The sequence below is a fragment of the Pseudomonas sp. CCI4.2 genome, from assembly GCF_034350045.1.
In the GTDB taxonomy this organism is placed as follows: domain Bacteria; phylum Pseudomonadota; class Gammaproteobacteria; order Pseudomonadales; family Pseudomonadaceae; genus Aquipseudomonas.
This window is the reverse complement of sequence record NZ_CP133781.1, coordinates 5,361,022-5,373,718: the sequence shown is the minus strand read 5'-3', so window position 1 is coordinate 5,373,718 and position 12,697 is coordinate 5,361,022. Positions and strand designations below refer to the sequence as shown.

12 protein-coding genes are annotated in these 12,697 nt (G+C 53.9%); 9 read left to right on the top strand and 3 right to left on the bottom strand.

Features of this window, described 5'->3' with window-relative positions; translation table 11 throughout:
* Nucleotides 1-12: 12 nt before the first annotated feature.
* Complete coding sequence (locus tag RHM65_RS24430) at nucleotides 13-1,728, bottom strand: proline--tRNA ligase (RefSeq protein WP_322168129.1); 1,716 nt, start codon at nucleotides 1,726-1,728, stop codon at nucleotides 13-15.
* 169 nt (nucleotides 1,729-1,897) lie between these two features.
* Nucleotides 1,898-3,241 (bottom strand): OprD family porin, encoded by a 1,344-nt coding sequence (locus tag RHM65_RS24425; protein WP_322168130.1) that lies wholly within the window; start codon nucleotides 3,239-3,241, stop codon nucleotides 1,898-1,900.
* A 1,020-nt stretch (nucleotides 3,242-4,261) separates the two neighbouring features.
* On the opposite strand from RHM65_RS24425, the gene RHM65_RS24420 reads away from it, so the two are divergent.
* Both RHM65_RS24420 and RHM65_RS24415 read left to right on the top strand, forming a co-directional pair.
* Complete coding sequence (locus RHM65_RS24420; protein WP_322168131.1) at nucleotides 4,262-4,693, top strand: HIT domain-containing protein; 432 nt, start codon at nucleotides 4,262-4,264, stop codon at nucleotides 4,691-4,693.
* Entirely contained in the window at nucleotides 4,690-4,896 is a 207-nt protein-coding gene (locus RHM65_RS24415) for a SlyX family protein (protein WP_299833777.1), read from the top strand. Before RHM65_RS24420 ends, RHM65_RS24415 begins: the two co-directional genes overlap by 4 nt.
* 79 nt (nucleotides 4,897-4,975) lie before the next feature.
* Here the strand turns inward: RHM65_RS24415 and RHM65_RS24410 are convergent, their stop codons facing one another.
* Nucleotides 4,976-5,581: a cold-shock protein gene (locus RHM65_RS24410; protein ID WP_322168132.1), complete on the bottom strand. Its 606-nt coding sequence runs from the start codon at nucleotides 5,579-5,581 to the stop codon at nucleotides 4,976-4,978.
* A gap of 478 nt (nucleotides 5,582-6,059) precedes the next feature.
* Here RHM65_RS24410 and RHM65_RS24405 point away from each other — a divergent pair, with 478 nt between their 5' ends.
* The 7 genes from RHM65_RS24405 to ruvB all read left to right on the top strand — a co-directional run bounded on the left by RHM65_RS24405 (nucleotide 6,060) and on the right by ruvB (nucleotide 12,578).
* Complete coding sequence (locus tag RHM65_RS24405; RefSeq protein ID WP_322168133.1) at nucleotides 6,060-6,533, top strand: Dps family protein; 474 nt, start codon at nucleotides 6,060-6,062, stop codon at nucleotides 6,531-6,533.
* Nucleotides 6,534-6,907: 374 nt separating this feature from the next.
* Nucleotides 6,908-7,249, top strand: a complete 342-nt coding sequence (locus tag RHM65_RS24400; protein WP_322168134.1) for a ribbon-helix-helix domain-containing protein — start codon at nucleotides 6,908-6,910, stop codon at nucleotides 7,247-7,249.
* A gap of 243 nt (nucleotides 7,250-7,492) precedes the next feature.
* Entirely contained in the window at nucleotides 7,493-9,268 is a 1,776-nt protein-coding gene (aspS, locus tag RHM65_RS24395) for an aspartate--tRNA ligase (protein WP_322168135.1), read from the top strand.
* A gap of 137 nt (nucleotides 9,269-9,405) precedes the next feature.
* A complete protein-coding gene (locus tag RHM65_RS24390; RefSeq protein ID WP_322168136.1) occupies nucleotides 9,406-10,152 on the top strand; it encodes a YebC/PmpR family DNA-binding transcriptional regulator in 747 nt (248 codons plus the stop codon).
* A 125-nt stretch (nucleotides 10,153-10,277) separates the two neighbouring features.
* Nucleotides 10,278-10,802 (top strand): crossover junction endodeoxyribonuclease RuvC, encoded by a 525-nt coding sequence (gene ruvC, locus RHM65_RS24385; protein ID WP_299833790.1) that lies wholly within the window; start codon nucleotides 10,278-10,280, stop codon nucleotides 10,800-10,802.
* Nucleotides 10,803-10,913: 111 nt separating this feature from the next.
* Nucleotides 10,914-11,522 carry a Holliday junction branch migration protein RuvA gene (gene ruvA / locus RHM65_RS24380; protein ID WP_322168137.1) on the top strand — a complete coding sequence of 203 codons (609 nt, stop codon included), beginning with the start codon at nucleotides 10,914-10,916 and terminating at the stop codon, nucleotides 11,520-11,522.
* On the top strand, nucleotides 11,523-12,578 hold the full coding sequence (ruvB, locus tag RHM65_RS24375; RefSeq protein WP_322168138.1) for a Holliday junction branch migration DNA helicase RuvB: 1,056 nt from the start codon (nucleotides 11,523-11,525) through the stop codon (nucleotides 12,576-12,578).
* The last annotated feature ends 119 nt before the right edge of the window (nucleotides 12,579-12,697 follow it).

Genomic DNA, 12,697 nt, shown 5'->3' with positions numbered 1-12,697 from the left:
CGCCTTCGGTTTTTATCGGCGGATACGGGCCTGAAGAAAGGACAGTGCATCGGCGACAGGCAGTGCTTGTGGCGCCGCTTCGGTACGGCCCTTGTATTCAAGATTGCCTTCGGCCAGACCACGATCACTGACGACGATGCGGTGCGGGATGCCGATCAGTTCCATGTCAGCGAACTTGTTGCCCGGACTGGTTTTTTTGTCGCGATCATCCAGCAGTACTTCAAAACCAGCTGCGGTCAATTCGGCATACAGCGTGTCGGTGGCTTCGCGAACCGCTTCGGTTTCATAGCGCAATGGCACAAGCGCGATCTGGAAGGGTGCCAACGCATCATTCCAGATGATCCCGTTTGCGTCGTTGTTCTGTTCGATGGCGGCAGCCACCACGCGAGAAACACCAATCCCGTAGCAGCCCATGGACAACGTTACGGGTTTGCCGTTTTCTCCGAGTACCTGACATTTCAGGGCTTCGCTGTATTTGGTTCCGAGCTGGAAGATGTGCCCGACTTCAATGCCGCGTTTGATTTCCAACGTACCGTTGCCATCCGGGCTTGGGTCGCCAGCCACAACGTTACGCAAGTCGGCTACCGCTGGAACAGGCAGGTCGCGCTCCCAGTTGACGCCGAAATAGTGCTTGTCATCGATGTTGGCACCAATGCCGAAGTCACTCATCAGTTCGACGGAGCGATCAATGACGCAGGGCAACGGCAGATTCAAAGGACCGAGGGAACCGGCGCCCGCGCCAATGGCGTCACGCAACTCGGATTCAGAGGCCATAACCAAAGGGCTGGCGACTTGGGGCAGGTTTGCCGCTTTAATTTCGTTGAGCTCGTGATCGCCACGAATGATCAGCGCAATCAGCTTGCCTTCTTCTGCCGCGTGCACCACCAGGGTCTTGATGGTTTTTTCGATGGGCAGATTGAAACCCTCAACCAACTGCGCAATGGTTTTTGCATGTGGTGTATCGACCAGGCGCATCGCTTGCGTGGGTGCCTGACGCGACTGTTCACGAGGAACGGCTTCGGCTTTCTCGATATTGGCGGCGTAGTTGGAGCTGTCGCTGAACGCAATGTCGTCTTCGCCAGACTCGGCAAGTACGTGGAATTCGTGGGAGCCAGCGCCGCCAATCGAGCCGTTATCCGCTTCAACCGGGCGAAATTTCAGGCCCAGGCGCGTGAAGACATTGCAGTACGCCAAATGCATGCGGTCGTAGGTGGCTTGCAATGAAGCTTGATCAACATGGAATGAGTACGCATCTTTCATGATGAATTCGCGTCCGCGCATTACACCGAAGCGTGGACGAATTTCATCGCGGAATTTGGTTTGGATCTGATACATGTTGATCGGCAGCTGCTTGTAACTATTTAGCTCATTGCGCGCCAGATCGGTGATGACTTCTTCGTGGGTCGGGCCCGCGCAGAATTCACGATCATGTCGGTCTTTCATGCGCAGCAATTCCGGTCCGTATTGCTCCCAGCGTCCGGACTCTTGCCACAACTCTGCGGGCTGGATGCCAGGCATCAACACTTCAAGCGCACCCGCGGCGTTCATTTCTTCGCGAACGACAGCTTCGACCTTGCGCAAGACGCGCAAACCCATGGGGAGCCAGGTATAGAGGCCAGAAGCGAGTTTACGAATCATGCCGGCACGCAGCATTAGCTGGTGGCTGACGACGACTGCGTCGGAAGGTGTTTCTTTCTGTGTGGCGAGCAAATATTGACTGGTGCGCATGGTAGGCCGTTGTCGGTTGCTGAGACTATAAATGACCCGGCATTGTACGGTGGTGATCCGGTCGCGTACAGGGCAGGGCGAGGTAGCAAAGTCGGGATAATGGGATTTTGAACCCATAAAAAAACCCGGCATCAGCCGGGTTTTTTTGAAACGAGTTAGCTGACTGCGATTACAAGATCGAGATCGGGTAGTCGACGATCAGGCGGAACTCTTTGGTGTCGCCGTCGATCTGGCCAGCATCGGCAGTGTGCCAAGCTTGACGGATACGGAACGAGAGGTTCTTCGCTGGACCTGTCTGGAGAACATACTTGGCTTCCAGGTTGGTCTCGTGGTGCGATACGTCGGTAGCAGTGGCGCTGTAGTAACCGCCGTAGCCGCCAGTTGGGTTAACTTTGCTGTAGTCGATATCCCAACCGTAAACGTAACGGGTCATGAAGCTCAGACCAGGAACGCCGTAGGACGCCATGTTGATGTCGTAGCGGACCTGAGCCGATTTTTCACCCGGGCTGTTAAAGTCGGAGTACTGGATGGAGTTGGCGAGGAAGATTGAATCCGCACCACGGTCGTTGTCACCCACACCGACGTAGTCGAACGGCGTGTTACCGTTAACTTTCTGGAACGCCAGAGTTACGGTGTGCGCAGTCATGAACGAATAAGCGGCTTGCAACGAGTACGAGTTGTTGTCGATGTTGCCGAGTTTTGCGTCGCCGGTATCGCGAGTGAGGTAGTAGTTGAAGTCAAATGCCACTGACTGAGTGTCAGTGATTGGCAGTACGTAGTTCACGTTGGTGTAGTACTGGTTCCAGATATCTTCCAGCTTGCCTGCGTACAGGGAGGCCGACAGGCTGTCACTGATTGCGTACTTGCCGCCGACGTAATTCATAGACTTGGCGTGTGCACCAGCAATGGTGCCGTACTCGGACCACAATTCACCGTTGCTGTTCATCTGGCTTTCGCTGGATGCCGAAGTGAAGTGACCTGCTTCTACGTCCAGGCCCTTGATCTCGCTGCTCATCAACGAGATACCAGTAGCGGTTTGCGGCAGAACGCGCGAGCCGCCTACAGCGAATACAGGTGAAGTAGTCGGTTGTTGCTGACCGATTTCCAACAGGGTTTTCGATACGCGGATTTTCAGTGCTGCGCCCGCTTTGCCCATGCTGTCCTGAGTCTTGCCATTAGCGCTCAAAGCAGTGTTGTTAGTGCCGGTAGTGCCGTCGCCGCCGTCCAGCTTAACGCTGAGGTAGCCGAATGCGTCAACGCCAAAACCTACAGTGCCCTGGGTGAAGCCAGAGCTCAAGTTGCCCCGGAAGCCTTGAGTCCAGTCAACGGAGTCATGAGCGCCGTTTTTGTTGTCACGGTTAAAGTAGTAGTTCCGCAGCAACACGTTCAGTGTTGTGTCTTCTACAAAACCCTTTGCGTCAGCTTGGTCAGTGACGAATGCTGCCGCCGATGCCAATTGAGTCATACCCGCAGTAACTGCTAAGGCGATTGCGCTCCACTTCATCACTTTCATCGTGACTTGCTCCTTTGGTTTTTAATAAGTTACCGCCATCCCACCTGTTTTTTTATCTGGGAGGCTCTTTCGTTTTTTGTGTCGGCGCAAACTTATATCACGCTGACCATGTTGGCGATAGTTGCAAACCTATCCTTTCGTTATCTTTACGGCCTTGTCGCAAATGTAGGTTGTCCATGTCGCAATCACGTAGCTTCCCGCTATCAAGCTCCGTAACTACAACAGTGCTTTTTGAAGGCTTGAGCATAGGTAGAAACAATCTATGAGCAGCCATTCAAAAACACTCCTTTGCATCCAACGCTTCCGTTTTTTTTCGTTTTCAAAGCTCCGCTTTTAACACCGGTGGCTCTTCAAACTCTTATGTGAGTCATAGCAACAACCGTGCACAAAGTTCCTAAGCATTTACTTTTTTTTCACATTTGGTCAATCCGCCAATGAATATATTTCTTAACCATTTGTTTTTTAACGATATTTTTTTATTTTTTTTGCGACATGAAAATTTCACAAAAGGCCATTGGCCAGGAAGAATATCCCCAAAGCGTTACCTGAGTGACGTTAGAAATGGGTAAACGGCGGATGAGGTAGCACTGCTGTCGACGAGATGTGAGTCGTTTTGGTGCGTTGGGAGGTTGAGATGCTTGATGTTGGGCTTGGGTGATTGGTGATAAGGCGCTAGCCAGCGGGTGAACGGTGTTTTTTTATTCAAAACGACGGTTAGCCGCAAACGCGCCACTTGCACCCTGAGCCTGAGGATTGTTAAAGAGGTGTTGCTCAGTTTGCGCTCGGAGGGGAAATTGATCCATATCGGTGCAAACCTGCTGATTGCGTGCTGTGCTGGTGCATGGAGGTGTTCATTAGGGGGTGTAGCGTGTCAGATTGTTGGACGTTATCTACTAGTCTATGACAACCGATTGCCCGTAATCGATAATCCATACCCGAGTATCCTGCTCGGCATTGCTCGGGGGTGTTTCTCGCCTCAAAAAAAAGCACAAAATCAACCGATTGATCAGGAGGTCTGCGGTGTTCGTTTTAGATCCGCGTCTTGCGCAAGATACAGTGGCTATCGGAGACTTTCCGTTGTGCCGTTTGTTGTTATCCAACGATTCGAATTACCCGTGGTTCATTCTTGTACCGCGTCGGCCGGGTATCAGTGAGTTGTTTCAGCTGGAAGCATCCGATCAATTGCAGCTTTGGCAAGAAGCCACTGTGCTAGCGCAGCTGCTCAACGAGTCCTTTAGTGCCGATAAGCTCAATGTGGCCGCGCTGGGTAATGTCGTCAGCCAACTCCATGTGCATGTTGTCGTCCGCTTCCGCAACGATGCCGCTTGGCCTGCGCCTGTTTGGGGTAAGCACCCTGCAAAACCTTACAGTCGTGAAGAACTCGCGGCCGTTCGTCACCGGTTGCGGGACGTGTTGATGACTGATTTTCGTTTTGAAGAGGAGCGGGCATGAGCCTTGAGCAACGTATTAACGAATTGGAAAGTCGGCAGGCTTTTCAGGATGACACCATCCAGTCGCTGAACGATGTGCTGGTCAGCCAGCAGCGTGTGGTTGAGCGCCTGCAGTTACAGATGGCCGCGCTGCTCAAGCGTCAGGAAGAAATGGGCAGTCAGTTCGACACATTCGAGGAAGACGCTCCGCCGCCGCATTATTGAGGCGCTTTTCACTATGCGACAAAAAACCCGCGCTCTATTGAGAGACGCGGGTTTTGTCTTTCTGGTGACGTGTTGGGTGTTAGCGGCGCGGCAGGGCTGCGATTACATCTTCAGCCTGCAGACCTTTGTCGCGGTTCATTACAGAGAATTCCACGCGCTGACCTTCTACCAGAACGCGGTGGCCTTCGCCGCGAATGGCACGGAAGTGCACGAAAATATCGTCGCCGGAGTCTCGGGAGATAAACCCGAATCCTTTGGACGTGTTGAACCACTTGACGGTCCCGGTATCGCGGTTGGTCATATCGTGGCTAAGGGCGGAGGGTGAGGGTGACGATTGGTAGAAGCTGACGGCCAGATGCAGCACCACGGCGATGAAGACACTGAGCAAGCTGACGATGATCGCCGGTTGGCCAGCAATAGTTTGTAGCGGAACAAGCAGGGTCAACGTTTGGAGGATGACGGCGAGCACGAGCAACGCGCTGACCAGGTTTTGTAGCTGATGACGTGTGCCCCGGTTCCAGTATGGAATTACTGGAGCAAGTACCAGGTTGAGTAAACCGAAAAGCGCCAGATAAAGAGCATCGGGTTGCAGAAGGTACGTAGACAGCGCTTCACTACGCAGGCTAGGGATGAAGGAAAGCAGCAGGGCTGCTGCTCCCGTTAGCAGGTGGACGATTTTTAACATTTTGATAACTCACATTGAGACGGATTACGAGGAAATAGCTGATTACGCTCGGTACGCTTCTAAATAAAAGGAGGCGTGCTGCACGGACGGTGGGTCAGCCTATGCACTACTTCAAAAACGGCAGGTCAGTAGCGACACGCGTGTATTTAACAGCAAAGCTGGGGGCTACTCAAATCAAGCGCTTGGCGCAACCTCGGTGGCGCTCGGCGGATCCGTTAAAGTAAGGCCGTATTACTCCGCCGATGCCCGATCTAGAGCGGCAAGGCTTAGCCTCTCTTAGGTGCTGTCTGGATCGTAAGCATCAGTTTCAAAAAATGACGAGAACGCTTGTCGTTCGGCCCGCGGCGCAGATGGTATGTGCTTCCCTGCGACCTTTTTGTCGCAGGCGATAGCCCAATCGATGGCTGCGTTGCTTCGGTTCTCTTGGTAGAGTGGTCCTGCACGTGTCACGTAACACCATCATATAAAGGGGAAAAGCATGGCAATCGATATCGGTATCAACGAAGAAGATCGCAAAGAAATTGTGGACGGTCTTTCTCGTCTATTGGCGGATACATATGTGCTTTATATGAAGACCCACAACTTTCACTGGAACGTCAGCGGTCCAATGTTCCGCACCCTGCATTTGATGTTCGAAGAGCAATATAACGAACTTGCACTGGCGGTAGATCTGGTCGCTGAGCGAATCCGTGCGTTGGGCTTTCCGGCTCCCGGCACTTACGCCGCTTACGCGCGTTTGACTTCTATTAAAGAAGAGGAAGGGGTACCAAGTGCTGAAGACATGATCAAGCAATTGGTCCAAGGGCAAGAAGCGATTTCACGTACCGCCCGCAGCATTTTTCCTCTGGTCGATAAAGTGAGTGATGAGCCAACTGCCGATCTGTTGACCCAACGTATGCAAGTTCATGAAAAGACTGCATGGATGCTTCGCTCGCTACTTGAAACAAAGTAATAAACGTTCGCGAGTGACACCTCAATGTCACTCGCATCGCCTAATGCCGTCGCATTGGGTTTGTTTCGCCCTCAGTCTCGCTTGGCCTCTGCCATCCGCGGCTGGCGCTCAGCCTGCTTGGTGCCTCGCCGCAGCCGTCGATGGTGCTCCCCGTGTCTTGGCAGTTAAAATATAACTATTGATGACACACGCCTGAATGATTTGAGTTAACGATTTTCGAGTTTCTACAATCCTCGTAGAAATGTCGCTGTGTCCTACAGGTTTGAAGTGTTTCTTCTACTGGCTAGAAACCGTTCATTGGCTTTACATGCAAGTGGATTTTGCATTTGTTTGTGCTCAAGGGAATTGTTAAATAATTCAGGGGAGAGTCGATAATGGTTCAGCGCAGTGGGTATCAAAATAAAGAGTTCAGTCGTTACGGGAAGATACAAGATGATCCTTTTGTAGAGGATTTTAATATGAATCTTGCGCGGCCTCATTCCAAGTCCGTTCGCTTGAATGGATTAGCCACCTGCTTGCGTCTGGAGGAGGTGTATTGGAATATTCTCGCCAATATTGCCCGCGCCAATAGTTGTTCAGTTAACGCGGTACTGTCGTACGTCGATCGTGAAGTGCATCTGCGCCATGGTGGCGTGAAAAATTTTAGTGGGCTGATCCGGGTGGTCTGTGTGGCTTACCTTTTAAAGGCCGAATCGATAGTCATGTCACCCGCGTAACGGTGGCGCTTGGGCCTGTCGGGGGCGTGGGTTCGGCAGGGGTTCGCCATGGGCAGCACACTTATGTCGTGGCGATCAGTTCGTGCGGCTGCACTGCGTCAATTTACCCTATATAATCCCCCGCCTTACTACGGGGCGCAGGCCGTCGGGTTGAACTGCACGCCAGGGTTCTTGCACTATTGAGCGAAAGCGAAGGGCAAGGGCTCCACCGAATTCCGAATTACGAGAAGTGAAAACACCATCATGATGCGCAGCCATTATTGCGGCCAACTGAACGAGAGCCTGGAAGGTCAGGAAATTACCCTTTGCGGATGGGTTCACCGCCGTCGCGACCACGGCGGGGTTATTTTCCTCGATATCCGTGATCGTGAAGGCTTGGCTCAGGTGGTGTTCGACCCTGATCGCGCTGGCACCTTCGCCGCCGCCGACCGCGTGCGCAGCGAATACGTGGTCAAAGTCACCGGCAAGGTCCGTGCGCGTCCAGCAGGCGCAGTAAACGCGAACATGGCTTCTGGCGCTATTGAAGTGTTGGGCTATGAGCTTGAAGTGTTGAACGAATCGGAAACCCCGCCGTTCCCACTGAACGAATTCTCTGACGTGGGCGAAGAGACGCGTCTGCGCTATCGCTTCATTGATTTGCGCCGTCCAGAAATGGCTGAAAAGCTGCGTCTGCGTTCGCGTGTTACCACCAGCATCCGTCGCTACCTGGATGAGAACGGCTTCCTCGATGTCGAGACGCCGATTCTGACTCGCGCAACGCCGGAAGGCGCTCGCGACTATTTAGTGCCTAGCCGCACACACCCAGGCAGCTTTTTTGCTTTGCCGCAATCGCCGCAGCTGTTTAAGCAGCTGTTGATGGTTGCCGGCTTTGATCGTTATTACCAAATTGCCAAGTGCTTCCGCGACGAAGACCTGCGCGCTGACCGTCAGCCGGAATTCACTCAGATCGACATCGAGACCAGCTTCCTCAATGAGGCCGATATCATCGGCATCACTGAAAAGATGATCCGTCAGTTGTTCAAGGAAGTCCTGGACCTGGAGTTCGGTGAATTCCCGCACATGACCTTCGCCGAAGCCATGCGCCGTTATGGCTCCGACAAGCCGGACCTGCGTAATCCGCTGGAACTGGTAGACGTTGCCGACCAGTTGAGTGCCGTAGAATTCAAGGTGTTCAGTGGCCCGGCCAACGATCCGAAAGGCCGTGTTGCCGCGTTGCGAGTACCCGGCGCCGCCAGCATGCCGCGTAGCCAGATCGACGACTACACCAAGTTCGTCAGCATCTACGGCGCCAAGGGCTTGGCTTATATCAAGGTCAACGATCGCGCCAAAGGCGCCGAAGGCCTGCAGTCGCCAATCGTCAAGTTCATTCCTGAGGAAAACCTCAAGGTCATTCTCGACCGCGTTGGTGCTGTCGATGGCGACATCGTGTTTTTCGGTGCAGATAAATCCAAGATCGTTAGCGAAGCCTTGGGCGCGTTACGTATCCGCGTCGGTAACGACCTGAAACTGCACACGTGTGAATGGGCGCCAATGTGGGTCGTCGATTTCCCGATGTTCGAAGAGAACGACGACGGCAGCTTCACTGCGTTGCACCATCCGTTCACTGCACCCAAATGCAGCCCGGAAGAACTCGAAGCCAACCCGGCAACGGCGTTGTCGCGTGCCTACGACATGGTCCTTAACGGTACCGAGTTGGGCGGCGGTTCGATTCGTATTCACCGAAAGGAAATGCAACAAGCGGTGTTCCGTCTGTTGGGTATCAGTGAAGACGAGCAGCAAGAGAAATTCGGCTTCCTGCTTGATGCTCTGAAATACGGTGCGCCACCCCATGGCGGCCTGGCTTTCGGTCTTGACCGTCTGGTGATGCTGATGACCGGCGCCCAATCGATCCGTGAAGTGATCGCATTCCCGAAAACCCAGAGCGCGGCTGACGTCATGACCCAGGCACCGGGCGTGGTTGATGCCAAGCAACTGCGTGAGCTGCACATTCGTTTGCGCGAACAGCCAAAAGCTGAGTAATAGCCGAGCCGGGCGCATCGCCTGGGTGAAAGCCCGTGTTGCTGCGCCCCGATCCATCCGGCCACAGAATAGTTGAGCTTTTGCCCGCGTTTAGCCGGCAAAGAGTGTGAGCGTTTTAAAAGAATTCGGAGCGAGAGATGGCAGGTCATTCTAAGTGGGCGAACATAAAGCACCGCAAAGAGCGTCAGGATGCCAAGAAAGGCAAGATTTTCACCAAGTGGATCCGTGAACTGACCGTCGCAGCACGTCAGGGTGGTGGCGATCCAGGCACTAATCCACGCTTGCGGCTGGCGTTGGACAAAGCGTTGGGCGCCAACATGACCCGTGACACCATCGATCGTGCTGTCGCCCGTGGCGCCGGCGCTGCCGAAGGTGATGATGTCGAAGAGCTTGGCTACGAGGGCTACGGTCCAGGTGGTGTAGCGATTATGGTCGAAACCATGACCGACAGCCGTAACCGCACTGCCGCGGCCGTGCGTCATGCGTTCGTCAAATGCGGTGGTAATCTCGGGACCGACGGCTCGGTGGCTTATCTCTTCGACCGCAAGGGGCAAATCTCTTTTGCGGCAGGTGTTGATGAAGACGCCCTGATAGAGGCTGCGATGGAAGCGGACGCCGATGATGTGGTGAGCAACGACGATGGCTCGATTGACGTCTTCACCTCGTTCACCGGTTTCTATGCCGTGCGTAATGCGCTGGAGTCCGCAGGTTTTAAGGCCGCCGACGCAGAGATCGTCATGTTGCCCACCACGAGTGCCGTGCTTGATCTCGACACTGCAGAAAAAGTGCTCAAGTTGATCGACATGCTTGAAGATCTGGACGACGTGCAAAGCGTCTACTCCAATGCGGAAATTCCAGACGACGTTCTGGAGCAGCTCGGCTGATCAATCGCTATCAGTGCGTTCTTGAAGCAGGAGGGGCGAAGCCGCGGTACTCACATCGCTATCGGCTTCCGGTTTCTGCCTTTATGCTGCGCTAATTGTGCGTCACTTCTTAAGCTGCAGGCGTTATGACTCTTATCCTTGGTATCGACCCCGGTTCGCGAATTACCGGCTATGGCGTAGTGCGGGACACCGGCCGCGGCTGCGTGTACGTGGCATCGGGTTGTATTCGGACCGGCAGTGGTCTGCTGCATGAACGGTTACAAATTGTCTATCGAGGCGTTCGGGAAGTCATTCAGACGTACGGTCCAGTGACCATGGGCATCGAAAAAGTATTTATGGCGCGTAACGCCGATTCGGCGCTCAAACTTGGGCAGGCGCGAGGCGCTGCGATTGTGGCGGGCGCCGAAGAAAGTCTGGAAATTGCTGAATACACGGCCACCCAGGTCAAGCAGGCAGTGGCGGGAACAGGTGGGGCCAATAAAGAGCAGGTGATGATGATGGTCATGCATTTATTGAAGCTGACCCAAAAACCTCAGATTGATGCGTCAGACGCGCTGGCCATTGCGCTGTGTCATGCGCACACCCGTTCGAGCCTTATTCCTCATGGATTAAGTGCTGCCCGCAGTCGCAGCGGTCGTTTGCGTCTCTGATGCATCATTCGCTTAACTTTTTTCCCATGGTTGCGTCACTCCTGTAATGATGGCGACCATTATTTGTGTCAGCCTGATGGCTGCGGCTGACCATAAGAAAGGATCTGATACGTGATTGGACGGTTACGCGGTTTTCTGGTTGAAAAACAGCCGCCGCATCTGGTTCTGGATGTCAACGGCGTCGGCTATGAGCTGGAAGTGCCGATGAGTACGTTGTATCGCCTGCCTCATTTGGGCGAGCCTGTGACCTTGCACACCCATCTGGTGGTTCGTGAGGACGCCCATCTGCTGTACGGCTTTTTTGAAAAGCGTGAGCGTGAACTGTTTCGTGAGCTGATTCGTCTTAATGGCGTAGGTCCGAAACTGGCGTTGGCGCTGATGTCGGGGCTGGAAGTGGATGAGCTGGTTCGTTGCGTTCAGGCGCAGGATACTTCTGCCTTGACTCGAATCCCTGGGGTCGGCAAAAAAACTGCCGAACGCTTGTTGGTCGAACTCAAGGATCGATTCAAAGCGTGGGAATCGGTACCCGGTAGTTTCACCTTGGTCTCCAATGGTCCTACTGCAGCGCCACAGGTGGCCAGTGCTGAATCCGATGCCGTCAGCGCTTTGATTTCCCTGGGCTATAAGCCTCAGGAAGCCAGTAAGGCGGTTTCTGCGATCAAAGATAAAAACTTGAGCAGCGAAGACCTGATTCGACGTGCTTTGAAGGGAATGGCTTAAGTGATCGACGCTGACCGCTTGATAACCGCTACCGGCCGCGACCGGGATGAACAATTGGACCGTGCAATTCGTCCGCTGAGCTTGGCCGACTATATTGGTCAGCCGGTGGTGCGCGAGCAGATGGAGCTATTCATCCAAGCTGCGCGAGGCCGCAACGAAGCACTGGACCACACGTTGATTTTCGGACCGCCCGGTCTGGGCAAAACCACGTTGGCGCATATCATTGCCCAAGAAATGGGCGTCTCGATCAAGAGCACCTCCGGGCCGGTGTTGGAACGCCCAGGTGATCTCGCAGCGATTCTGACCAATCTTGAACCCAACGACGTGCTGTTCATCGACGAGATTCATCGGCTTTCGCCTATCGTCGAGGAAGTGCTGTACCCGGCCATGGAAGATTTCCAGCTTGACATCATGATCGGCGAAGGTCCTGCCGCGCGCTCGATCAAGCTGGATTTGCCGCCGTTTACGCTGGTGGGGGCTACCACCCGTGCAGGCATGTTGACTAACCCGTTGCGTGACCGCTTCGGTATTGTCCAGCGTCTCGAGTTCTATAACACCGCAGACTTGGCCACGATTGTCACCCGCTCGGCCGGTATCCTGGGGTTGCCGATTGAAGCAGAGGGCGCTTTTGAAATTGCCCGTCGTGCCCGGGGCACGCCGCGAATCGCCAATCGACTGCTTCGTCGGGTGCGAGATTACGCAGAAGTTCGGGGCAACGGTCACATCTCAAAAGCAACTGCTGACCTGGCATTGAACCTGCTCGATGTCGATGAGCGTGGCTTCGATCACCAGGACAGACGTCTGCTGTTGACCATGATCGAGAAGTTTGACGGTGGTCCGGTGGGTGTCGACAGCTTAGCTGCCGCCATCAGCGAAGAGCGCCATACCATTGAAGATGTTCTTGAGCCCTATTTGATCCAACAAGGCTATATCATGCGTACCCCGCGTGGTCGGGTCGTCACTCGACACGCGTACCTGCACTTTGGATTGAACATTCCATCGCGAATGGGCGACATGCCCGTCGCCAGTGATTTTGTTGATGACGCAGACGATTAAATAAAACGCACAAGGTGCTGATTTATTCGGGGTTTTGGTGGTCTGACAGGCAGATGCGCTGATCAGACCAACATTAAGCGGCAAAAAATGAAAAACAGTTGTCTGGCGGATTGGCATTC